General features: G+C 61.7%; 20 protein-coding genes, 1 tRNA gene and 1 pseudogene. 9 read left to right on the forward strand and 13 right to left on the reverse strand.

Annotated features, from left to right (window positions below; translation table 11 throughout):
• Positions 1-6 precede the first annotated feature (6 nt).
• A complete protein-coding gene (locus ENE74_RS04975) occupies positions 7-255 on the reverse strand; it encodes a hypothetical protein (protein WP_127689470.1) in 249 nt (82 codons plus the stop codon).
• A complete protein-coding gene (gene argH, locus ENE74_RS04980) occupies positions 252-1,625 on the reverse strand; it encodes an argininosuccinate lyase (RefSeq protein WP_127689471.1) in 1,374 nt (457 codons plus the stop codon). The genes ENE74_RS04975 and argH overlap by 4 nt, the downstream gene beginning before the upstream one ends.
• Positions 1,626-1,653: 28 nt before the next feature.
• On the opposite strand from argH, the gene ENE74_RS04985 reads away from it, so the two are divergent.
• Positions 1,654-2,256, forward strand: coding sequence for a TlpA family protein disulfide reductase (locus ENE74_RS04985; RefSeq protein WP_127689472.1), 603 nt, complete (start codon positions 1,654-1,656; stop codon positions 2,254-2,256).
• 9 nt (positions 2,257-2,265) lie between these two features.
• On the opposite strand, the gene ENE74_RS18150 is transcribed toward ENE74_RS04985, so the two are convergent.
• Both ENE74_RS18150 and ENE74_RS04990 read right to left on the reverse strand, forming a co-directional pair.
• Positions 2,266-2,442 (reverse strand): hypothetical protein, encoded by a 177-nt coding sequence (locus ENE74_RS18150; RefSeq protein WP_164847378.1) that lies wholly within the window; start codon positions 2,440-2,442, stop codon positions 2,266-2,268.
• An 89-nt stretch (positions 2,443-2,531) separates the two neighbouring features.
• The gene (locus ENE74_RS04990; RefSeq protein WP_164847379.1) at positions 2,532-4,073 is read right to left on the reverse strand and encodes a diguanylate cyclase domain-containing protein; all 1,542 of its coding nucleotides are present in this window, start codon (positions 4,071-4,073) and stop codon (positions 2,532-2,534) included.
• 698 nt (positions 4,074-4,771) lie between these two features.
• Here ENE74_RS04990 and acnA point away from each other — a divergent pair.
• The 4 genes from acnA (at position 4,772) to ENE74_RS05015 (ending at position 10,074) form a co-directional block, all read left to right on the forward strand.
• On the forward strand, positions 4,772-7,444 hold the full coding sequence (gene acnA, locus ENE74_RS05000; protein ID WP_127689474.1) for an aconitate hydratase AcnA: 2,673 nt from the start codon (positions 4,772-4,774) through the stop codon (positions 7,442-7,444).
• Positions 7,445-7,611: 167 nt separating this feature from the next.
• Positions 7,612-8,256, forward strand: a complete 645-nt coding sequence (locus ENE74_RS05005; RefSeq protein ID WP_127689475.1) for a hypothetical protein — start codon at positions 7,612-7,614, stop codon at positions 8,254-8,256.
• Positions 8,257-8,461: 205 nt separating this feature from the next.
• Positions 8,462-9,322, forward strand: coding sequence for a D-amino-acid transaminase (locus ENE74_RS05010; protein WP_127689476.1), 861 nt, complete (start codon positions 8,462-8,464; stop codon positions 9,320-9,322).
• Between the two features lie 8 nt (positions 9,323-9,330).
• A complete protein-coding gene (locus tag ENE74_RS05015; RefSeq protein WP_127689477.1) occupies positions 9,331-10,074 on the forward strand; it encodes a hypothetical protein in 744 nt (247 codons plus the stop codon).
• Between the two features lie 13 nt (positions 10,075-10,087).
• Here the strand turns inward: ENE74_RS05015 and ENE74_RS05020 are convergent, their stop codons facing one another.
• The 3 genes from ENE74_RS05020 to ENE74_RS05030 form a co-directional block, all read right to left on the reverse strand.
• A complete protein-coding gene (locus ENE74_RS05020) occupies positions 10,088-10,276 on the reverse strand; it encodes a DUF5818 domain-containing protein (RefSeq protein WP_127689596.1) in 189 nt (62 codons plus the stop codon).
• A 26-nt stretch (positions 10,277-10,302) separates the two neighbouring features.
• On the reverse strand, positions 10,303-11,421 hold the full coding sequence (gene ald, locus ENE74_RS05025) for an alanine dehydrogenase (protein WP_127689478.1): 1,119 nt from the start codon (positions 11,419-11,421) through the stop codon (positions 10,303-10,305).
• 154 nt (positions 11,422-11,575) lie between these two features.
• Positions 11,576-12,481 carry a peptidylprolyl isomerase gene (locus tag ENE74_RS05030; RefSeq protein ID WP_127689479.1) on the reverse strand — a complete coding sequence of 302 codons (906 nt, stop codon included), beginning with the start codon at positions 12,479-12,481 and terminating at the stop codon, positions 11,576-11,578.
• A 94-nt stretch (positions 12,482-12,575) separates the two neighbouring features.
• Between ENE74_RS05030 and ENE74_RS05035 the strand changes: the two genes are divergently transcribed.
• The 3 genes from ENE74_RS05035 to ENE74_RS05045 all read left to right on the forward strand — a co-directional run bounded on the left by ENE74_RS05035 (position 12,576) and on the right by ENE74_RS05045 (position 14,262).
• A tRNA-Ser gene (locus tag ENE74_RS05035) sits at positions 12,576-12,666 on the forward strand.
• Between the two features lie 431 nt (positions 12,667-13,097).
• On the forward strand, positions 13,098-13,538 hold the full coding sequence (locus ENE74_RS05040) for a hypothetical protein (RefSeq protein WP_127689480.1): 441 nt from the start codon (positions 13,098-13,100) through the stop codon (positions 13,536-13,538).
• A 67-nt stretch (positions 13,539-13,605) separates the two neighbouring features.
• Positions 13,606-14,262, forward strand: coding sequence for a ParB/Srx family N-terminal domain-containing protein (locus tag ENE74_RS05045; protein WP_127689481.1), 657 nt, complete (start codon positions 13,606-13,608; stop codon positions 14,260-14,262).
• 509 nt (positions 14,263-14,771) lie between these two features.
• Here the strand turns inward: ENE74_RS05045 and ENE74_RS05050 are convergent.
• Both ENE74_RS05050 and ENE74_RS05055 read right to left on the reverse strand, forming a co-directional pair.
• Complete coding sequence (locus ENE74_RS05050; protein ID WP_206517637.1) at positions 14,772-15,311, reverse strand: ankyrin repeat domain-containing protein; 540 nt, start codon at positions 15,309-15,311, stop codon at positions 14,772-14,774.
• Positions 15,304-15,717 (reverse strand): annotated as a pseudogene (locus tag ENE74_RS05055) (catalase); the annotation flags it as partial. The gene ENE74_RS05050 and the pseudogene ENE74_RS05055, both read right to left, overlap by 8 nt.
• Positions 15,718-15,778: 61 nt before the next feature.
• On the opposite strand from ENE74_RS05055, the gene ENE74_RS05060 reads away from it, so the two are divergent.
• Positions 15,779-16,495: an IS6 family transposase gene (locus tag ENE74_RS05060; protein WP_127689483.1), complete on the forward strand. Its 717-nt coding sequence runs from the start codon at positions 15,779-15,781 to the stop codon at positions 16,493-16,495.
• Here ENE74_RS05060 and ENE74_RS05065 read toward each other — a convergent pair.
• The 4 genes from ENE74_RS05065 to ENE74_RS05080 all read right to left on the reverse strand — a co-directional run bounded on the left by ENE74_RS05065 (position 16,492) and on the right by ENE74_RS05080 (position 21,924).
• Positions 16,492-17,757: a nitric oxide synthase oxygenase gene (locus ENE74_RS05065; RefSeq protein WP_127689484.1), complete on the reverse strand. Its 1,266-nt coding sequence runs from the start codon at positions 17,755-17,757 to the stop codon at positions 16,492-16,494. The genes ENE74_RS05060 and ENE74_RS05065 overlap by 4 nt on opposite strands.
• The gene (locus ENE74_RS05070) at positions 17,758-19,350 is read right to left on the reverse strand and encodes a B12-binding domain-containing radical SAM protein (RefSeq protein ID WP_127689485.1); all 1,593 of its coding nucleotides are present in this window, start codon (positions 19,348-19,350) and stop codon (positions 17,758-17,760) included.
• Positions 19,351-19,596: 246 nt separating this feature from the next.
• Positions 19,597-20,646, reverse strand: coding sequence for a glycosyltransferase family 2 protein (locus ENE74_RS05075; RefSeq protein ID WP_127689486.1), 1,050 nt, complete (start codon positions 20,644-20,646; stop codon positions 19,597-19,599).
• 129 nt (positions 20,647-20,775) lie between these two features.
• Positions 20,776-21,924, reverse strand: a complete 1,149-nt coding sequence (locus ENE74_RS05080; protein ID WP_127689487.1) for a glycosyltransferase family 4 protein — start codon at positions 21,922-21,924, stop codon at positions 20,776-20,778.
• Positions 21,925-22,088 lie beyond the last annotated feature (164 nt).

Raw genomic sequence — 22,088 nt, forward strand, 5'->3', positions numbered from 1 at the left:
CGGGGCCTATTGCCCTTGTGGCGGAAGGTCGAACGGGTCGACCGTCCGCTCCCGCGACTGGGTGAGCAGCTCGGCATTGCGTTCCGGGCGCGACTGGGGCGAAGGGGCCATAAGCTCGGGCGGCGTCTGCGGCGCCGCCGCACCGCGCGCCGTCGGGATCGCGGAGGCGCCTGCAGCCGGTTTAAGCGCCTGCCGTCCGCCGCAAGCAGACAGCGTCATGACAAGAGCAAGGCCGAAAGCGAGACGGCGGGTCATGCGCCCTGCTCCTGCGCACGGGCATCCGCAATGCGCGCGCGGATCTGGTCGGGCGCGGTTCCGCCATAGCTGCGGCGGCTGGCGACGGACGCATCGACCGTCAGCACCGCATGGACGCTGTCCGTGATCCGGGCGTCGATGGCCTGCAAGTCGCCCAACGGCAGAGCCGCAAGCGACACGCCCCGGTCCTCCGCCAGTTTCACGGCGCGGCCGGTGATGTGATGCGCTTCGCGGAAGGGCACATCCGCTTCTCGCACCAGCCAGTCGGCTAAGTCCGTTGCCGTGGCATAGCCGCTTTCGGCCAGCGCGCGCATCCGGTCGGTGCGGAACGTCACGGTCTCGATCATGCCGGTCATCGCGGCGATGGAAAGGGCCAGCAGGTCATGGGCCTCGAACACCGGCGGCTTGTCGTCCTGCATGTCCTTGGAATAGGCCAGCGGCAGGCCCTTCATGGTGACGACCAGCGCGGTCATGCATCCTGCGATCCGTCCGGCATGGCCGCGCACCAGCTCGGCGGCGTCGGGATTGCGCTTCTGCGGCATGATCGAACTGCCGGTCGAATACGCATCGGGAAGCGTCACGAACGCGAAGGGCTGGCTCGCCCAGATCACGAACTCTTCGGCCAGGCGGGACAGATGCAGGCTGCATTGCGTCGCGGCCATCAGGTAATCGAGTGCGAAATCGCGGTCCGACACGCTGTCGAGGCTGTTGGCGGTGGGCCGGTCGAAGCCGAGCGCCGCCGCCGTCATCTGCCGGTCGATCGGAAAGCCGGTGCCGGCCAGCGCGGCCGCCCCCAGCGGACATTCGTTCATCCGCGCCCGCGCATCGGCAAAGCGCGACCGGTCCCGCCCGATCATCGCATGATAGGCCATCAGATGATGACCCAATGTCACTGGCTGTGCCGATTGCAGATGCGTGAAGCCCGGCATCACGTCTGTGACATGCTGTTCCGCGCGCGTGAGCAATGCGGATTGCAGCGCGACCAGCCCAGCGGCAACATCGTCGATGGCATCGCGCACCCAGAGGCGGAAATCGGTCGCCACCTGGTCGTTGCGCGACCGTGCCGTGTGCAGTCGCCCGGCGACCGGACCGATCAGTTCGGCCAGACGCGATTCGGTGACCATGTGAATGTCCTCAAGGTCGAGGTTCACGGGCACGCCTTCGTTCTCATACTCGGCCGCCACCTGGTCCAACCCGGCGGCGATCGTCGCGGCATCCTGGGCGGAAACGATCCCCTGCGCGCCCAGCATCGCGACATGCGCCTTCGATCCGGCGATGTCCTGTTTCCACAATCGCTTGTCGAAGGGGATGGAGGCGTTTATCTCGCGCATCACGGAAGCCGGGCCGGCGGCAAATCGCCCGCCCCACATAGTGTTGGAGACTGTCTTGCGATCGGTAATGGTCTTGCTCCTGATGACCGGCGTCCTTGGTGCCTGCGATAGGCAATCCCCGCCGTCCGGGCAAGACAATGCCGCAACCGCGAACATCTCGGCTGCGGTGACGCCCGACGAAGTGCCCAGCAGCGGTTCGGGTACCAATGATACGGCGTTCAAATTCACGCTCGACCGCGGCAAGGCGGGGGCGGCCGCGCCAAAGTTCGTGTTCGTCGCGCCCGGCGGGGGCGACGCGACCTTGCAGGATTTCACGGGCAAGCCGCTGCTCGTCAACCTGTGGGCGACCTGGTGTACGCCCTGCGTCGCGGAAATGCCGACGCTGGACGCGGTCGCGGGCCAATATGCGCCCCAGGGGCTTCAGGTCCTGACCATTTCCCAGGATACGCAGGGCGCGGCGCAGGTTGATCCGTTCTTCGCCCGACGCAAGTTCACGCATCTCAAGGCATGGCTGGACCCGGAAAATCAGTTCGGCTTCCATTATGCGACCGGTCTGTTGCCGACCAGTGTTCTTTATGATGCCAATGGCAGGGAAGTGGCACGGGTGATCGGGGCGATGGACTGGCAGGGCGCTGAAGCAAAGGCGCTACTCGACGAAACGGTCGGCTGACGCCGCGTGTCACATCAGCATGTAGCGGCGTTTGCTCGACGAACCATGACTCGCATCGACTTGCTGTTGCGAAACAGACCGGTCTTCCAAGCAACGGCTGTCGGTGGATGGCTCCACTCTGGCTGACGGCGTCAGGCCGGACAGCAGCGCGGCGAAGATCGCGACGAGAAGGGCAAGCAGGCTCATCGGATTGTGATCATTACGCGCACAACCTGTCTCCAGCCTGAACATTTCGCCTGCGTAGCGGGTTTCGCCGATTGCGCGATCTGCCGCGTTCAAACGGTGACGAGCGTCAGTGCCGGCCGGTTGCGATATCGGTTCGGTTCGCCCACGCCGCCCTCATGATAGAAACGGCAACAGCCCTTGCCCGCTGCCTTCGCGGCGTAGAGTGCAATATCGGCATGATGCAGGAGGCGGTCGGGCGTCAGCCCTTCCTCTCCGACGATGGCTATCCCGACGCTCGCGCCGCAATATGCCATCTGTCCGCCAAGATCGAAGGGCAGCGCCGCCGCACTGACCAGTGCCTGCGCCACCGCGCGCAACCGGTCATGGTCCCCAGGCACCAGCGCTGCAAACTCGTCGCCGCCCATCCGTGCCAGCAATGCCTCGCCCAGGATGATGCGGCACCGCTCGGCGAATCCGCAAATCAGGGCATCGCCCGCCGCATGCCCCAGCCGATCGTTGATCTGCTTGAACCCGTCGATGTCGATGAAGAACACGCCTGCCATGCCATGGCGCGCGGGGTCCGCCAGCGCCTCGGTCAGCGCCTCCTGCATCACGGTGCGGTTCGGCAGGCCGGTCATCGCATCATGGCAGGCCAGTGTGTAAAGATGCGTGATGCGCGCTTCCCGCTGGGCGACGGCCTGCGCCATGCGGTTGAAGCTGTCGGCCAGGCCACCGATCTCCGCGCCACGAAAGGCCGGGACGCTGGCAACTTCGCCCGATCCCAGACGCGCTGCGGCATCGCGCAACATGCGCAGCGGTCCGGTGATGTCGCGTGCCAGAAACCAGCTTGCCAGCAACGCTGCCGCCAATGCGCCTGCCGATATCAGCCCAAGCGCAAGCTGGATCGGGCGAAACGGCGCATAGGCTCTGGCGATGGGATAGGTCAGACGCAGGATAGCGGCATTTTTATGCGCCTCACCGGACCCAGTCGTGCCAAAGTGCGGCAACGGATAATCGAGCGTCACCATCCGCGCGGCCGTCATTTCGGCTGAGGTAGGCGCTTGAGCGTCATGCTGCGGTGCAGGCACGATCGAGGCATCGAGCGCAATGGAGACTGTATCGCGAAAAGCGGCCAGCTGCGTCGGGCCAATGTGCCGGCCTATGACCAGCGTCGCAATCGGCTGTGGCGCCCGCACCGGAATGGCGACGGCCTGAAAAGGCTGCCCTCGGATCATGAGCACACCGGATCGTGCGCCGTCATCCACTGCGCGTATGATTCGCGTCCAGTCCGCCGTTGCCGGGGCGACGCCCTGCGCCAGACGCTTGTCCTCCGGCCCGATCAGCAGCGCAGCCGACAGTCCAGACCGCCGCGTTGCATTGATGAGGGCCGATGCTATCGTGGCGTGATCGCCGGTCGCAACCGCGGCGCGAAATCCGAAATCCTGCGCCAGCACATGGCCAAGCTGCGCCATCTGCCGCTGCTGCCGCTGCCAGTCAGCACGGAACATCGTCATGCCCGTCCGCATCTGGTCCGCAACATGCGTCTCGATCGCCGTCACGGCTGCCAGATGCACGGCCGCCAGGAACAGCCCGAGCGTCGCAATGATGATGGCGGCAAAGCTCAGGCTCAGCCGCGTCCGTATCGAGCGCATATGCCCGCTGCACCCTTTGATCGCCATCTCCCCCGGAAATGACGCTGCGTCCCCCATGCGCCGAAAATGTCAGGCGATGCCTAACAAGCCGCTCAGCATAGGTCCAAATTGGAGTGAGTGGACGCGACTTTCAGCGGCGCGTTTTTTGATCGGTCCATCGCCAGCCGTGCGCCAGCGGCAGCGCGGTGTCGCAGCAGGCGCACTGTGCCGTCAGGCGACCGACGAGCCACTGGCTTCGTCCGCATCCCGGACAGGCGTTTTCGGCATCCCCATGATATAGCAACGGCGATAGCGCCAGAACGGAGCATTCGTCAGATCGCATTTCGGCAAAGACGCGGGACGGGGACATGGCGATCTTTCTTGGCGAATGGTCGGCAGCATAACCGACCACCGGTGAGAAGTGTTCCACCCGCGACGAACGGAACAGGATTGTGGAGCCTTCGCCATCTGACACGGCGCCTCCGATAGTTCGCAATCGGCACCGCAAGGCCGGTCAAGCCCCCGCCAGCCGTTGACTCCCGCCCCCCATGCGCTATGGCGCAGGCGCATCGGGATTCACCCGCTTTGACCGCCGGTTGACGCTAGGGTGCGACCAGGGCCGGGGGCGCCCTTCGCATGACGCTCCGCCGGTCCGGCCGTGCCTGTCCGCATCCTCTCATCCGCGCGGCCAACTGCCTTTGCGACGGAGACGCACATTTATGACAGCGATCGGACAGGATACCCTCGGCACCCGTGATACCCTCGCGGTGGGCGGCAGGAATGTCGCCATCTACAGCCTGAAAAAGGCGGCGGCAAAGCTGGGCGATGTCTCCCGTCTGCCGTTCAGCATGAAGGTCCTGCTGGAAAATCTGCTCCGGTTCGAGGACGGCGTGACCGTGACGGTCGAAGACATTCAGGCGATCGTCGACTGGCAGGTGGAGCGCAAGTCCGTCCGCGAAATCCAGTATCGCCCCGCGCGCGTGCTGATGCAGGATTTCACCGGCGTCCCCTGCGTCGTCGATCTCGCGGCGATGCGCGACGCGATGAACGCGCTGGGCGCGGACGCGACCAAGATCAATCCGCTCGTGCCCGTCCATCTCGTCATCGACCATTCCGTCATGGTCGATGCGTTCGGCACGCCGCAGGCGTTCGAGGACAATGTCGAGCTGGAATACAGCCGCAATGCGGAACGGTACGACTTCCTGAAATGGGGCAGCAAGTCCCTCGACAATTTCAAGGTGGTGCCGCCCGGCACCGGCATCTGCCATCAGGTGAACCTTGAGAATATCGCGCAGGCTGTCTGGTCCTCGGTCGATCCGTCGGGCGAAACCGTCGCCTATCCCGACACCTGTGTCGGCACCGACAGCCACACTACGATGATCAACGGCTTGGGTGTGCTCGGCTGGGGTGTCGGCGGCATCGAGGCGGAGGCCGCGATGCTTGGCCAGCCGGTCTCCATGCTGATCCCCGAAGTCGTCGGCTTCAAGCTGACCGGTACGCTGGCCGAAGGCATCACCGCGACCGATCTGGTGCTGACCGTGACACAGATGCTGCGCGCCAAGGGCGTTGTCGGCCGGTTCGTCGAGTTTTACGGGCCAGGCGTGTCGGCCTTGTCGCTCGCCGACCGCGCGACGATCGCCAACATGGCGCCCGAATATGGTGCAACCTGCGGCTTCTTCCCGATCGACGGCAAGACGCTGGACTACATGCGCCTTACCGGCCGCAGCGAAGAGAATATCGCGCTGGTCGAAGCCTATGCCAAGGAACAAGGCTTCTGGCTCAACCCGTCCGATGCCGATCCCGTATTCACCGATACGCTGGAACTGGACATGGGCAGCGTGCAGCCCTCGCTGGCCGGGCCGAAGCGCCCGCAGGACAAGGTGCTTTTGGGCGACGTGGACGATGTGTTCAACGCCGACCTGGAAAAGGTGTATAAAAAAGCCGCTCCGGCCCGCGTGGCTGTGGAGGGTGCCGATCACGGCATCGGCGATGGCGACGTGGTGATCGCCGCCATCACATCCTGCACCAACACGTCGAACCCCTCCGTCCTCGTCGCCGCCGGTCTGGTCGCGAAAAAGGCCGTCGAGTTCGGCCTCAAGCCGAAGCCCTGGGTCAAGACGTCGCTTGCCCCCGGATCGCAGGTCGTGACCGATTATCTCAACAAGGCAGGGCTGACGGATTATCTCGATGCCGTCGGCTTCAACCTCGTCGGCTACGGCTGCACCACCTGCATCGGCAATTCCGGCCCGCTCGCCGATCCGATCAGCAAGGCCATTAACGGCAACGACATCGTCGCGGCGTCCGTCCTGTCGGGCAATCGCAATTTCGAAGGCCGCGTATCGGCAGACGTGCGCGCCAACTTCCTCGCCTCGCCGCCGCTGGTCGTCGCCTATGCGCTCAAGGGATCGGTCACCACCGATTTCGTCGCGACCCCGATCGGCCAGGGCAAGGACGGGCAGGACGTGTTCCTGAAGGACATCTGGCCCAGCAACGACGAAATCCGCTCGGTCATGGACGGCGCGCTGACGCGCGACATGTTCCAGAGCCGCTATGCCTCGGTCTTCACCGGCGATGCGCGCTGGCAGGCGATCGATGTCACGGGGTCTGATACCTACAGCTGGCGCGCCGGGTCCACCTATGTCGCCAATCCGCCCTATTTCGAAGGGATGGGGATGACCCCCGCGCCCGTCGCCGACATCATCGAGGCAAAGCCGCTGGCGATCTTCGGCGATTCGATCACGACCGATCACATTTCGCCCGCCGGCAATATCAAGGCATCGTCACCGGCCGGGGTGTGGTTGCAGGAGCATCAGGTCGCACAGGCGGACTTCAACAGCTATGGCGCGCGCCGTGGCCATCATGAAGTGATGATGCGCGGCACTTTCGCCAATATCCGCATCAAGAACCAGATGCTCGATGGCGTCGAAGGCGGGATGACACGCTACAAGGGCGAAGTGATGCCCATCTACGACGCTGCCATGCGGCACAAGGCGGACGGCACGCCGTTGGTGGTGATCGCGGGCAAGGAATATGGCACCGGCTCGTCGCGCGACTGGGCCGCAAAGGGCACCAACCTGCTTGGCGTCCGCGTCGTCATCACCGAGAGCTTCGAGCGCATCCATCGCTCCAATCTGGTCGGCATGGGTGTTCTGCCGCTTCAGTTTGCAGACGGTCAGAACCGCGAAACGCTGGGCCTGACCGGTGACGAAAGCTTCACGATCACCGGTGTCGCAGATCTGCGGCCTCGCCAGATGGTGCCGGTTCAGGTGACGCGCGCCGATGGCACCCGTTTCACATTCGAAGCCCTGTGCCGCATCGATACCGTGAACGAGCTGGATTATTTCCTGAACGGTGGCATCCTGCCCTATGTCCTGCGGAAGCTGGCGGCGTAACCCACTGACCTAGGCGGATAAGGAAAAGGCCCCCGTTCCGATGGAGCGGGGGCCTTTTGCATCGGTCCAGAGACATATCATGGCGGTTCACCGTAAAGCCTTTGTGGTTGCAGACGATTTCTAGCAGAAACCAATCATCATCAGACTGATTTTGTGGGAGAATGCCCATGAAGACGAAGATCATCCTGCTTGCTGCCATGCTCGGTCTTGTGTCGCCAGCCGTCGCACAATGGGAATTGAACCCGCTGGCCAATCCCTACACGCCGCCCCCCGGCGCGTTCATGCCACCCGCCAAACGCGAGATTACAGAATCGCATCTGCGGCGTTTTGCGCAATGTGTGGTGCGCGGACAACCCGCCCTGGCGAACGCGCTGCTGGCAGCGGAAGCGGATTCACCGCAAGAGACAGCGATGTTCCGCAAGATCGCCGCTTCCCGCAATCGCTGTCTGGGCAAGGGACGTCTTGCCATGAAAAACCGGGCGATGCGCGGGGCCCTTGCCGAACAGATGTATCTGCAGGCCTATCCCGATCCGGTACGCGCGCCTGCGCGACCCGACGCTCCGGTGCGGACCAGCCCGGACAGCACGAAAGCCTATCATGACTATGGCAACTGCGTCGTGACCCGCGATCCCGCGGCGGCTGACGCGGTATTGCGTGCGAAGCCCGGCAGCGTCGAGGAAAAGCAAACCTATCAGCAAACCGCTGCGGCGCTGTCATCCTGTCTGAGCGGTGATGATGCGGCGCTGCGTATCGATCGGCTGACAATGCGCGGCTATCTGGCGGAGGCCCTGTATCGCCATAGGCGGGGCTGACGGCATCGTCGATCGTCGCCCGCACGGATCATGGGCCGTTGCCTTGGGCGAACGGGTCGGACGATAGTCGGGCGCACCCATCAACACTATATCCAGGGGCGGCTGAAGCGGCAGTCATAATGGGGAAACCCATTTTCCCTTCCGTGCGGCGCGCAGCTTGCTATGGGTTCCACGAACAGCCCCTTTCGCTACGGGACTCAGCGCCTTGACATCTCTCGCTTATGTGAACGGTATGGTCCTGCCCTTGGCGGAGGCGCAGGTTTCCGTGCTGGATCGCGGTTTCCTGTTTGCGGATGGCATCTACGAAGTCGCCGCTGTACTCGAAGGCAGGCTCGTGGACAGCGCCGCGCATCTTGCCCGGCTGGAGCGGTCCTGTAACGAGATCGGTCTGTCGTTGCCGCTGCCACTGGACGCGATCGAGGCAGTACAGCGCGACCTGGTGGCGCGCAATGCGCTGGCGGAGGGCCTTGTGTATCTGCAAGTCACCCGTGGTGCCGACACCGGGCGCGACTTTCTTTCGTCGCCTGGCCTCGGCCCCACGCTGGTGCTGTTCACCACCGCCAAGCGCATCGTGGCATCGCCTGCGGCCCGGCTGGGCATCAGCATCGCCACGGTTCCCGACCTGCGCTGGGCACGGCGCGATATCAAGAGTGTCGCGCTGCTCGCGCAGGTGCTGGCCAAGCGGGAATCGCAGGCAGCGGGATGCGACGATGCCTGGATGGTCGATAGCGAAGGCTATGTCACCGAAGGCGCTTCGGCGACGGCGTTCATCCTCACGAAGGACAATGTCCTGGTCACGCGGCCCAATTCGCAAGCCGTTCTGCCCGGCTGCACCGGAGCCGCGGTAGCGGCGCTGGCGGTTGAGACCGGCGCTACGATAGAACGGCGCGCGTTCACGGTCGCGGAACTGCTGGCCGCGCGAGAAGCGTTCCACACCAGTGCCTCGACCTTCGTCATGCCCGTGGTGCGCGTCGACGGGCAGATCATCGGTGACGGTACGCCCGGCCCGGTCGCCACGCGGCTGCGCGAACTTTACGTGGATTTCGCGCGCAAAACGGCGGTTTGAGCACTACGATGGGTTTCGTACCGTCCCGCTACGCTCTCGACCCGGACCCATCGGTCCGGCGCCGTCGTGCCGTGGCCCTTCTGCTGACGGTGCTGGTGCACGCGCTGCTGCTGGTCCTGCTGATGCGGATCGGCCCGGCCGTACCGGTGCGCAAGATGATTGAAAGCCTGCCGGTCACGTTCGACCTCGCGCCCAAGCCGGAGGCGGAAACGGTGGAGAAACGCAGCGAGGACAGCGCGGGCAAGATCACGCCAAAGCCACCTGCTCCGCCCGTTGCCATCACACCCGCGAAGACGCCGCCGGTTGCCGATGCGCCTTTGCCATTCATCGTGATGAGCAAAAATGATCTGGCGGCGGCGGACATCGCCGGGATGCGCCGGTCTGGCGGTTCACAGGATGCAGGCGGTGGCAGCGACAGTCGCGCGGCTTATGGACCGGGGCAGGGGCCGGGCGGCGCGCAACTCTACGAAGCCGACTGGTATCGCAAGCCGACCAATGCAGAACTGTCGACCTATCTGCCGTCGGATGCGCCGCGGGTCGGCTGGGGGCTGGTCGCCTGCAAGACAGTCGAGAATTACCATGTCGAAAACTGCCAGACGATAGGCGAATCGCCGCTTGGTTCGGGCTTTGCGCGCGCCGTGCGGCAGGCGGCCTGGCAGTTCCTCGTGAAGCCCCCGCGCATCGGCGGAAAGGCGCAGATCGGGGCGTGGGTGCGCATCCGCATCGATTATGTGCAGGGCGTCGCGCAATAGCGACGGGCGACGCTCAGGCCGCGGCGACGCCGTCCGCCTCCACGATATCCCCCGCCCGCAATGTCCCCCGCACGCGCACATGCTTCTCGACCAGATCGACCGGGACGCGATGGAGGATCAGGCGCCAGATGCCACCTTGGTCGCGATGCAGCAGGAATCCGCCGGCATCGCGCACGAGGCGCCCGGTTTCGTTGACCGGCATGCCATCAGGCTCTGCGTCGGTACCGGTCAACTCGCAACGGCCTGTTCCGCGGGCGTGTAGGGCAGGCCGAGATCCTGCGCCACCGCTTCATAGGTCACCTGTCCGTTCCACACGTTCAGTCCCGCCAGAAGATGCCGGTCCGCGGAAAGTGCGGCTTTCCAGCCCAGATCGGCGATGCGCAGCGCATGCGGCAATGTCACGTTGTTGAGCGCATAAGTGCTGGTGCGCGCGACCGCGCCCGGCATGTTGGCGACGCAATAATGCACGATTCCGTCCACGATATAGGTCGGTTCGGCATGGGTGGTGGCGTGGCTGGTCTCGAAACAGCCCCCCTGGTCGATCGCGACATCGACCAGCACTGCGCCGGGCTTCATGGACTTCAGCATGTCGGCGGTAACAAGCTTGGGCGCCGCCGCACCGGGTATCAGCACCGCGCCGATCACAAGATCCGCCTCGGCCACGCATTCGGCCAGGTTCGCGCGATTGGAAAAGCGCGTCTTGGCGCGCGCCTCGAAATACATGCCCAGCTTTTCGAGCACTTCCGGGCTGCGATCGAGGATGGTGACATCGGCACCCAGCCCGGCCGCCATCTGTGCGGCGTTGAACCCGACGACCCCGCCGCCGATGACCGCGACCTTGGCGGGGAGCACACCTGGCACCCCGCCCAGCAGCACGCCACGCCCGCCATGCGCCTTTTCCAGCGCCGTCGCGCCCGCCTGGATCGCCATCCGGCCAGCGACCTGGCTCATAGGCTTCAGCAGCGGCAGGCCGCCGCTGGCGTCCGTCACGGTTTCATAGGCGATGCAGACGGCGCCGCTGCGTACGAGATCACGCGTCTGGTCGGGATCGGGCGCGAGGTGCAGATAAGTGTAGAGAATCTGCCCGGCACGCAGCATCGCGCGCTCGTCCGGCTGCGGTTCCTTGACCTTCACGATCATCTCCGCCCGCGCGAACACCTCCGCTGCCGTCGTGATGATGTGCGCGCCTGCCTTTTCATAGGCGGCATCGCGCGCGCCGATGCCCGTGCCCGCGCCGGTTTCGACCAGTACCACATGGCCGTGCGCGGTCAGTTCATGCACGCTTTCCGGCGTCAGGCCGACGCGATATTCGTGATTCTTGATTTCCTTGACGGTGCCGACGATCATCACACTCTCCAACCTGCGGCCAGCACATCACATCAGCCAAACCGCAATTATATTACCAGAAATGATAATATAATTCCGCAAAATTGAAAAGCATGAATCCACGATTGGTCGTCGGCTTCGGCGTCTGGCATGCGCCTGCGCCCCGGCGCGACGATCAGGGTCGGCTGCGGATCGGCACCGGCACATTGCACACATCGACCCCACCGGCAGGGCGAATGTAGAAGTCATCGCTCCGGTTGGCGCGGACATGGGCATAGTCCGCGAAACTCTTCGACGTCGTGTCCATCATGTCGAACCGGGGCCGGGCGCTTTCCGGCATGTCGCTCGCCAGGCGAACCGACAGGATCGGTGTTGGCGCCTGTTCCGGCCCGTACATGCCGATTTCGGCGGTGCCGCGGGGCAGGCTGGACAGATGGGCGATCCCGTCGATGACGCGACCGACGAGGGCGATGTTGCGGTCTAGCTGGCGCGGACCATGCCCGATCACGGCATATAGTTCCGCGCCGGTGCCCGCATCGGGCGGTTCGTTGCGCCCGACGCCGACCGCCGCGTAGCAATGCGTCATCCAGACCTGGTCATGGTCGGTCGCCACCGGCCAGCCGTCGATAAACCCGGTCAGATGAGTATAGCTGTCGCGTGACGGCAGCTCCGTCATCTTCAGCTCATCGGAGTAAGGAATGCTGTAATCCTGCGGCAACGGCGTTTTCATGCCAGCAGGATGCGGCTTCTTCTCGCTGCGATCGCCCCATTGCGCAACATAATTGTCCTGGATGCGATAGACGCTGGTGCCGTCCCAGAAATGCGCCTTCGCAAGCACGCGCATGTTGCCGACATGGCCCTGCGAAAAACGCGGGGCGAGTTGAATGACGACACGACGATTGCCCTCCAGCGTCATCACCAGCAGATCGTCCGGCGCGATGGCTTGCCACGCGCTGTCCGGTGCCGCGGCGATCACGCCATTGGGGGTCGGTGCCGATCCGGGCGGCGGCACCTGCGCCACCGATAGCGTAACAGGCACAAGCGCGGCCAGCGCGGCGATCTTCAAGCAGATAGGATGCATTGCGACAATCAACGCGAAAGCGCCGCCAAAGTAAAGCCGCGGCACTTGCCTATATGGTCCGCGCACGATAGGGAGCCGCCTTCCAGCGTAATGCGGAGCGGTGGCCGAGTGGTCGAAGGCGCTCGCCTGGAAAGTGAGTATACGTCAAAAGCGTATCGAGGGTTCGAATCCCTCCCGCTCCGCCAAGCAGTCCCCCCTTTCGGCCGAGGCCCTGCTTTACACCCCGAAAGTCGCGCACAACTGCGCCGGACTGTGGCCCGGACGGTAGCGTGGAGAGCGTCAGTCTTCGAAAGAGTCAGCAGATTTCGGCCGTTCTCTCTGCGGAAAACGCCGCAGTACGGTTTGAACGCTAATTCCCAGTTCGGGCAAGAAACTGGGATTTCCACAACCAACAAAAAATGCAAAGCCAGCGCACAAATTGCGCAGATCAGGGGTTTTCAGGCAGTGGATCGCCGGATCGCACCGAAACGAACTGGGAATTATGTTTGTCGAGAACAGGGAACTTCCCCACTCTCAACTGGGAATACAAACCGGGTTTGATGGGAAAATGATGGACGTTCGCCGGACGTAGACTTTTCCGCGATACAGTCCGGTCAACGGCGAGGGAGCTCGACATATGCCTATCATACCTCAGGGGTCGCCATTTTACTCTTTTGATCGCGAGAGCGTGGGTTGGCTTCTGAGGCAGTCGGAAGCCGGAAAGCCGCTGACCCGCGAAGACGTCACGCGGGTTCTGAAAGCTGACTCCGCGAGCGCATCCGAGCCAGAAATGGTCGCGATCATACTTGACGCCCTTGCAGGTCGGCTCGACCGGAAGGCCGGACGTCCACCATCAGTCGACATCAATGATCCAAGATTTTTGATTGCAGAAGTTCTGCTGGAGGACCGCGCGAGGGAGATTGCACAGGAGCGCGCGGCCAATAAAACCGGAGAGCGTGGTCGCATGGAACCCAGGCTGGAGGCTGCAATCGAGATTGGGACCTTGCTGGGCATCCAGCGGGGGAAGTCGCTGCTGAACATCATCGACCGTCGGCGCGCCGCCCGGAAATCCGCCTGAATTATTGAGCGAGCGCCCGTTCACCGCATCTGGGATCTGAGCGCCTCCACTTCAGAAGGAGGCAGTCATGATAGAAATGGGCATTAGGGGCGCACGGCAGCTGGAGGAGCGCGCCGTAGCGCTCCTCAAGCCCCACGCGCGCAACCCGCGTACGCACAGCAAGAAGCAGATTGGCCAGATCGAAGCGAGCATCCGCCGCTTCGGATTTGTGAACCCGGTCCTTGTCGATGAGAAGGACCGGATCATAGCCGGGCACGGCCGCGTCGAGGCGGCCAGGTCTCTGGGGTTGGCCAGCGTTCCGGTGATTCGCCTCGAAGGCATGAGCGAGGCCGAGAAGAAGGCCTATATCATCGCCGACAACCGGCTTGCCGAACTGGCCGGATGGGACCGGGACCTGCTGACGCTTGAGCTCGGGTCCATCCTGGAGGACGTGCCGGACTTCGATCTCGAACTGACGGGCTTTGACGGCGGCGAACTGGAAGCACTCCTGGCCGCTATCGGCAACGGGGTCGGATCGCCAGATTCGTCATCGACGCCGATCTCCGTCAGGCCAGCAGAGGTAATGAAGATGCTCAAAGGAAGATTACCCTCATCGCGCGCGATGCCATCCAGCATCGGCGTCTCGCGTTCCTCGAGAAAGCCTTTCCGTATCAGCTGCGCTATGGCGCGGGTTGCGCGTTCGCTGGGGTCTGTGTCTTCCATCATCGACGCAGGGAGGGGATAAAGGCATCCATTGTCGCGGCGCGCGGCATGGGCGAGCAAGAGCGACTGGGTATCAGTAAGCTGGGTCATGGGTCGATCCTCGGGTGGAAGCGGGCCCTGTTGCCGCTTCCACCGCCCACAGCCCCGATGACCGCAGCGCATCTGGGGCAGGCGGGCTATCTCCCGCCGCGCGACTCAATACATGTGCTGTTCGCTCCGTTGTGCGGCGAAGTCGAATGCTTTGTGGTTGAGGGTGGACGACTATTGTGCTTGGTCCAGCGCTATGCTGCCGTAGTTACAACCTGCCTTGGACGCCCTCGGAAAATCCGGTGACCGAAGTTGATTCCCTCAAGCCAACTCTTCCGATGCTCTCCTCGATATCCATTCAGAAAATCTCGCAAGCGCCCTGTGCCTCTCCCACCCTGATCGACGGGCAATGTACTCGAGTATCCGGGTGTCGGCCTAGGTTACTGTCACGCATCCCATATTAGCTGAATGGTGCAGTTAATCTGCATTCGCCCGGTCACCGGTTCATCCGTTAAGTACGCCGATCGGTGGCATAGCGCTGTCAAGCTGGAAGAGCATATCAGCATTGCCTTGGTCCATCGCAAGAGACCGGGCACTATTGCACCCGCTATCCATGGCGTGCGGATCAGCGCCCGCATGGAGTAGGAGTTCGACGATCACATAGTGACCAAAGAGCGCAGCATTCATGAGCGCCGTCTGGCCTGCATTGTTGCGGAGGTCCACAGTTGCACCCTCTGCGAGCAAGTCCCTTGCCAGTTCAGCATACCCCTTGAAGGCAACACCCATGAGGGCACTGTTGCCTCGGGCCAAGTCGACGCTGTCAACATGGGCACCAGCGGATAACAGAGCACGGGTGGCGGCGCGGTGACCATGATAGCTCGCTAAGATCAGCGCCGTGAAACCTTTGGGATCTCGCGCCTCAATGTTAGCGCCAGCTCGCAATAATGGCTGCACCATGTCGTCCCGTCCTTCCCGCGCTGCATCAAATAACAGTTGCTGCAGGCGTTCTGGGGACGGCAGAGGATAGTGCTTTGGATCAATCATGGGGGGCTGGTTCCGCATCGAGATCGACCGCCAGCTCGCGTGGCCAATAGCGCAGCATGCTACACGCTTCAAGGAAAGGTCCGACATCCTTAGAAGTGCCAAGAGGCAAGCAGCCATCGTCGAGATCCTCGGCGAGGCCAGCCTTTGTGAACAGGAGCTCGGCATCCGCACCCACGCCAATGAACTTGCAATGGGCAAAGGCGTCGCACACGAAATCCTTAGCTGGCGCGTCGACAGCCAGCAGCGCTGCGCCCTCAGCCGAAGGCAACACCGCTACAGCGTCGAACAGGATTGAGGGTCCGCCATCAATCTTGTGCTTGGCGGCGACCGCCGTGCCATCTGAAAGCGTCACGCCGCCAATCTTTGGCGCAATCACTTCGAAGAACGCACCCATCTTGTTGAGGGCGGCACTGTCAGAGCAAATGCACCGGCTAGCCAGCAGGGCGGGGCGCCGGTAATCGCGGCCGATGCCCAGACCCCGCAAAGCTGCGAGCCCGTTCCGCTATTTCAATTCGTCACCAGAGATCATCCGCCTCGTGGTGATGATGTATGTGCGGTTTCCGCTAAGCCTGCGCAACGTCGAGGATCTGCTGTTCGAGCGGGGCATCGACATTTGCCATGAGACAGTGCGGCACTGGTGGAACCGCTTCGGCCCGATGTTCGCTGCCGACATCCGCAGGCAGCGCGTATCGAGGATGAAGGGCTTCCGGCACTGGAACTGGCACCTGGACGAGATGTACGTGAAGATCGGTGGCGAGATGCATTACCTGTGGCGGGCGGTAGATCAGGAAGGCGAGATTCTCGAGAGTTTCGTCACCAGGGAGCGCGACAAGAAGGCCGCTCTGTCTTTCATCAGGAGAGCATTGAAACGCCACGGCACGGTCGAAACAATAACGACCGATGGTCTGCGGTCCTATGGTGCAGCGATGGATGCACTGGGTAACCGGGACAAGCAGGAGATCGGCCGCTGGGCGAACAACCGGGTGGAGAACAGCCATCTGCCTTTCCGACGACGAGAACGCGCGATGCTCAGATTCCGACAAATGAAATCATTGCAGAAGTTTGCTTCAGTCCACGCATCACTTCACAACCACTTCGCTTCGGAACGCAATCTCATCGACCGCCAGACCTACAAGGAACGACGCTCGGCCGCACTGGCCGAGTGGCGCAGCCTGATGGGCTAACGATCCATCGATTTGGGGTGCATTGCGTCAATCGGAGACGAGTTGCAGTTAGACTGACAGCACCCATAAAAGGGCATCAGAAACTTTCCGTCGGTTGCCCTTGAAGCATAAAAATTGGGGACGTCATGCTTGTTCCTGACCCGCAGATGGAACAGATCTGAGCTTCCGGATGCTTGCGGTGGGACCAGCCAGCGCCAGTCGCCCGAGACATGCCGCCCTTTGGCATTCTCGATATTGTAGAAGTCCATGAACTGCTTGCTGGCGGCATGATGGTCGACGATCGTAACCCGGGACTCCTTGAAAGAATGCAGTACGGCTCGATTCAGTTCGGTCAGGCACACGTCCTTCCAGAGCGGATCTCTTCTCATGTCGAGATCAAGCGCTTGCGCGACCTCCGGGAGCAGATCGTAGCGATAGGTGTCGGCAAAGTTCCGGGATGCGATCTCAGTACCCATATAGAAGCCATTGAACGGCGCGCATGGGTAATCGATGCCGCCGATCGACAGGATCATATTGCTCACGCATGGAACTGCGTACCAGGCAAGGCCCATGTCCGAAATCGCGCTTATCGTGGGATGATTGATCGGAACCAGCCTGTAAGCGCTTAGCGGCAGCGCGTGCATGCTACGAACATCTTCGGGGCTGCGAATGAAGTAGGGCAGCAGGTCAAATCGGCTCGGATCAGTAGGCGGCTTCCATCCCATGGCCATTGCGATACGCGTCGCTTCTACATTCTGCCGATCCCCCAGGACCTGTCCATCCTCGCGAAGATAGCCTGCAAATTGTGTGATCTGGCCTGATTCGATGCGCGCCGGGATGCGTTCATTCTCGACAGGGGCAAAGATCGAGATCATCGACCGCACCCGGCCATCGCTGAGCGCCGCTGTCATGTGATCCGTGATCCGGGCGGCCATGGCGGCTGGGTCGGTGATTTCCCGGCAATCGAATACCTCGAGCGATTCCCAGAATAGCCGGCCGATACAGCGACCATGATTACGCCATGCCACGCGAGCCCCGAAGGCGAGTTCCTCCGGCGTGTGCCGGTAGAATTTGGCAGCCGCGAGTTCCCGGCGGATCTCCGCCCAGCGCCTTTGCTGGAACTGCTGCGTCGCGCCCGATTCCTTGCAATAAGTGTTGAGGAAGGCTCTCGCCTCTTCTCGACGCTCCCCGTCCGACAATCTTCTCAGGGCTCGGCGATGACTATTGCCGGAATTTGCATATCGCTCATTCGTGCCGAGCAAGGAGCGAATATCGTAGCGCACTCACATCATTCCATCGAACTGACGAGCTGAGTTGCGCAGGTGCCCGGTGTTGATCTTGTGCACGATGGAGCAGGCTTTCGCGACCTCCCGGCGATAATGTTTGTCGATATGGCCACGATCGTAGAACAGCTTGGCGCGCTTCATGTCCGGGCGTGTGACCTGGAGAGTTCCGGCAACCGCATCTCTCTGTTCTACTGCTTCATGGATGGGCGTACCTTCGCTAAGCTTGAAGTCGACCAGCCGGACCCTGTCGATATAGTTCTGATGCGCTTCGAGGAAATTGACGGTGGCACGCATATCCTCAGCAGTTTCTCCCGGAAAACCCCGGAACATCGTGCACCGAATGCTGAGACCCGCTTCATGGGCGTGGCGGATGAATTCGGAGTTGCGCTCGACGACACAACCCTTCTGCATGAGATCGAGCATACGCTGACTGCCGCTTTCGAGGCCGAAACTCACCCGGCGCATACCGCCGCGCACAGCATCGAACAGATCCTTGCGCGAAAGGCCATTGTCATCGCGCTGGTCGACATGCACCGTGCCGATCCACTCCGCCCCGCGCACCAGCCGCTGGATATTGTTGGCGATGCCGCGCAGCATGTCGGGATAAGAATTGAGCTTGATGTCGATGAAGATGAAGTTAGTCGTCTGATGCCGACGGGAAAGCTCCTCTATCTCCAGCAGCACGGATTCCAGCGGCCGGGTGCGGAAGGTGCGCCCGGATGCTGTGACGACGTCGCTGCAAAACATGCACTTGCCCCATTGGCAGCCGCGTCCGGTCATGATCGGGATCACGCGAACTGGGTAGCGGTCCCACGGGAAATCGGTGAAGTCTGGTATAGGAATCTGGTCAAGGCGGCGGAACGGCGGCGCAATCCCACTGGTTTGTCCATCCGGCAGCATGATACCTGGAAAGCTGAGAAGATCGTTCCTGCGGATTACGGCTTCAACCATGGCCCCGATCGAAACATCCGATTCCGCGCCAACCACCGCCGTCACGCCGGGAATCTGACGCCAGACATCTGCTGTATTGGGCAGGTTAAGCATCGGCCCGCCTAGCAGCACGGGAATCTGCATCTCCTGCGCGATCTTGGCGATCTCGGTGACCGAGCTAAAGTGATTGAGATAGGCGGACAACAGCAGAACGTCGGGTTTCTTCTCCAGCTCTTTGCGTACTTCGCTGATCACCACGGGATGCGATTTTTCCGTTCGCCAGATATAAGCGCGATGGGCCAGCGACCGCGCGGCCTGCAGCCAGGGGTTCGTGCTCAGATGCACGCGCCGCATAATGTCATCGAAACGGGTTTCGCTGCGCTCGCGCTCGGCTGCGGGCACGTCATAGGCGAGAGGGCAGAGCAAACGGACCTGATGGCCAGCATTTCTGAGCGAAGAGACAAGAATGCCGATCGACAAGGTTGGGAACGTCGCGAAATTGTTGAGATCGACCATCAGGATATTGCGGCTCGAAGCAGTCATTGCCCCCTCGTCCGAGCTGTCGACCGTTGTATCGACCCGGTGCGCTGTGCGCAGGGACCGGTCTTTACGGGTCTGTGCTAATTTCGTGGCAGGGCCGCCTTCATCAGTCGCTTCCATTATCGAACACCCCCGATATCAGGCATTTAGAAAGATGCCATATTGGATATGGATGCTATATCTCCTGTAAAGGCGCAATCCCATTTCAGTCAGTTGAGAAGTATTTGTCTCTCGATGGGAAGTTATACATTTAATTTTCGGTTCGACGGCACTTTCACTCTGTCTGACAAATGAAGATGCACGTCTGTCGCCAATCCGGCCAGGACAAACCTAACCTGCTTGGAGGCAAGGTCCGCCAAAAATTGGTCAGGGGGTGGACGGCGAGACGTCCAATTCGTCAGGGGATGAGGCGAGCGGTGCCCATGGCAGTCCCGACTGGATCCGCAGCGCAGTCCGCACGAGACCCACGCCATCTGCATTATGGCCACGGGCCGACAGTCGGCATCCAATCGACAAGAGCGGCTTGAGCAGCTTGAGCGGAGCCCATCTGCTGTAAGCGGCGAAGGTCGCTTTGGCCGCTTCCGTGTCGCCGAACAACATGTGCCGCAGCGTTTTTCGGAGAATCAGCGCCTGGATGCGCGCGTCGTCGAGCGGCAGAATTTCATGAATGTGCGCACCGGAACGCAGTCGCGACAGGGCGACATGCTCGAAATGCGGGTCTTGGGCGATAATCCGGCCCAACGTATAAAACGCCGCCTGCTCGACGAAGGTGCGCGGTCCTTGCGAAATTCCGCTGGCATAGATCATACGGTGATAAAGTATCTCCGGAACCGTCGAAAAACGCGCCACCCGGATCATCCGCAACCAGAGATCATTGTCCTGTGCATAACGGAATTCGGGGCGATACCCTCCGACCGTTTCGTAAACGTCGCGACGAAATGCCACCTCGCCATGCGTGAACGCCGGACGGCGCAGGATCGACCGAAAACTCTCGCCACTGGCATCTGGCCGCTTCATTACATGCAAGTTCCGCTCAGGAAGCACGTTGATGTAGTGGCATCCGACCGCTGCGATCGTCGGGTCGGCGTCAAGCATTTCGACCTGCCGACTCAATCGATCGGGCAGTGAAACATCGCCCGCATCATGAATGGCAATATATGGTGTCGATGACGATGCAATGGCTTGAATGAGAGATTGAGTCAGTCCGACATTCACGACGTTCGTTCGGAATATCAAGCGCGAATCGGCCAGCTTCTGCAACTCCCGCCGAAGTAGGGCACTCGTGCCATCCGTCGAACCGTCGTCGATTATGATTGCTTCGAAATCGCGAAACCTCTGGCGAGCGATTGAGTGAAGGGTGGGGAGCACCCCCTGCTCGCGATTATAGAAACTGCATATTAGCGTAAGCTTGGACATGCGATCTTCAGTGCGTTGCTTGCGTCTGGATTGCGATCCAAGCAGACCATAACAGCGTCTGCAAGGGTGGAACGCCGACCACGAGAGGAGCCATCGACCACTTCCCCTGTTCGCCTGGAAATCCCCTCGTCATGCGTCCAACGCCGCGTAAAGCCCAGCCTCTCGCATGGCGTAGCTGTCTAAGGTGAAGCCTTGCTCGATCGTCAGTCGCGCCTGCCGTCCCAAACTCACATCCCTTTCTCGTGTCGCCCGCTCGATGACCGCAGCGATCTGGTGGGCGTCAAATCCGCCTATCAACAGCCCGTTATGTTCGTGCTTAATCAACTCGTTCACGCCCGAGATGTTGGAGGCCAGACACACTAGTCCACAGGACATGGCTTCGATCAGGGCCTTAGGTAAGCCTTCATGGAAGCTGGGAAGTACGAATATGCTGTACTCGCGCAGCAGCGCAGGCAAGCGATCGTTCGCTACTTGGCCGAGGAAGCGTATGTTAATGGGGACGGCTGCCGCGAGCGCCCGTAGCTGCCCTTCTAAATCCCCAGCCCCGACGAGGTCGAGATCACGACCGGCCAACGCACAGCCGTGAATGAGCGAAACAAGATTTTTCTGTTCCGACAGGCGGCCAACCCAAATGAGAGGGGCATCGAAGTCGTAGGTCGCCTTCTTACGAAAGGCTTCGATGTCAACATAGGTTGGGTGAACCACCATCTTCGAAGCAAACTGCGGATGCCGCGCGGTTATCTGCTGGGCAATACCGTGCGAACTGACAAGTATCCGATTTGCCGCACCGAACGCGATGCGCTCCAAGCAGCGCACAAGAATGGCACGCGCGCGGCGCCCGCCGCTGCGATAGTCGTTCGACAGCAGATAGCCTAGTCGCACCACAAGGGGGCGCCCCGTTGCTGCGGCGGCTGTGATGGCGGCTACGCAGGCGTGGACTTGGTTGGTTTTAATGGCTGTACTTTGGCGGATCGCATGTCGGTAGCGAAATGGACCAACAATACTCCAAACCCACGCTGCAAGACCCGCAGCTTTGCCTTGGGTTGGGGCAAGCACCCGAATGCGCTGATAAACCGGATCGTGAAGGGCCTGCTCTGCAACATATGCTCGATCGGCAGCGTCATAGGAAAAAATGAAGATGGTTTCTAAAGTCCCCATCCGAAGCAGATGCAGATACAGCAGAAGTTCGCGACTGAGCAGGCCGATATCTCTCCACCACAGCAATGATTTGCCCTGTGAAAGGATCAGCGTCAGCGATCGTTCTTCCGACGTAATCATATCTGCACAAATCAATCAGAGCTAGCGACAGCAAGGGTGTTCCCCGTCAGCACCAATGGCACAGATTTGAGGTTGTGATTTAAGGAGGGTTGGGGCTTCGTCGCAGTGACGAAGGAACGAAGATGAAGCCCCAACCCTCCTTGCAAAAATCGCTGGCAAAGGCC

This window comes from Sphingobium algorifonticola (assembly GCF_004005485.1).
GTDB classification, from domain to species: domain Bacteria; phylum Pseudomonadota; class Alphaproteobacteria; order Sphingomonadales; family Sphingomonadaceae; genus Sphingobium; species Sphingobium algorifonticola.

Bases quoted from the DNA above. Each gene is read 5' to 3' on its own strand.
- ENE74_RS04975 (WP_127689470.1), bottom strand. From the start codon at position 255: ATGACCCGCCGTCTCGCTTTCGGCCTTGCTCTTGTCATGACGCTGTCT.
- argH (WP_127689471.1), bottom strand. From the start codon at position 1,625: ATGTGGGGCGGGCGATTTGCCGCCGGCCCGGCTTCCGTGATGCGCGAG.
- ENE74_RS04985 (WP_127689472.1), top strand. From the start codon at position 1,654: ATGGTCTTGCTCCTGATGACCGGCGTCCTTGGTGCCTGCGATAGGCAA.
- ENE74_RS18150 (WP_164847378.1), bottom strand. From the start codon at position 2,442: ATGAGCCTGCTTGCCCTTCTCGTCGCGATCTTCGCCGCGCTGCTGTCC.
- ENE74_RS04990 (WP_164847379.1), bottom strand. From the start codon at position 4,073: ATGCGCTCGATACGGACGCGGCTGAGCCTGAGCTTTGCCGCCATCATC.
- acnA (WP_127689474.1), top strand. From the start codon at position 4,772: ATGACAGCGATCGGACAGGATACCCTCGGCACCCGTGATACCCTCGCG.
- ENE74_RS05005 (WP_127689475.1), top strand. From the start codon at position 7,612: ATGAAGACGAAGATCATCCTGCTTGCTGCCATGCTCGGTCTTGTGTCG.
- ENE74_RS05015 (WP_127689477.1), top strand. From the start codon at position 9,331: ATGGGTTTCGTACCGTCCCGCTACGCTCTCGACCCGGACCCATCGGTC.
- ENE74_RS05020 (WP_127689596.1), bottom strand. From the start codon at position 10,276: ATGCCGGTCAACGAAACCGGGCGCCTCGTGCGCGATGCCGGCGGATTC.
- ald (WP_127689478.1), bottom strand. From the start codon at position 11,421: ATGATCGTCGGCACCGTCAAGGAAATCAAGAATCACGAATATCGCGTC.
- ENE74_RS05030 (WP_127689479.1), bottom strand. From the start codon at position 12,481: ATGCATCCTATCTGCTTGAAGATCGCCGCGCTGGCCGCGCTTGTGCCT.
- ENE74_RS05040 (WP_127689480.1), top strand. From the start codon at position 13,098: ATGCCTATCATACCTCAGGGGTCGCCATTTTACTCTTTTGATCGCGAG.
- ENE74_RS05045 (WP_127689481.1), top strand. From the start codon at position 13,606: ATGATAGAAATGGGCATTAGGGGCGCACGGCAGCTGGAGGAGCGCGCC.
- ENE74_RS05050 (WP_206517637.1), bottom strand. From the start codon at position 15,311: ATGATTGATCCAAAGCACTATCCTCTGCCGTCCCCAGAACGCCTGCAG.
- ENE74_RS05060 (WP_127689483.1), top strand. From the start codon at position 15,779: ATGCCCAGACCCCGCAAAGCTGCGAGCCCGTTCCGCTATTTCAATTCG.
- ENE74_RS05070 (WP_127689485.1), bottom strand. From the start codon at position 19,350: ATGGAAGCGACTGATGAAGGCGGCCCTGCCACGAAATTAGCACAGACC.
- ENE74_RS05075 (WP_127689486.1), bottom strand. From the start codon at position 20,646: ATGTCCAAGCTTACGCTAATATGCAGTTTCTATAATCGCGAGCAGGGG.
- ENE74_RS05080 (WP_127689487.1), bottom strand. From the start codon at position 21,924: ATGATTACGTCGGAAGAACGATCGCTGACGCTGATCCTTTCACAGGGC.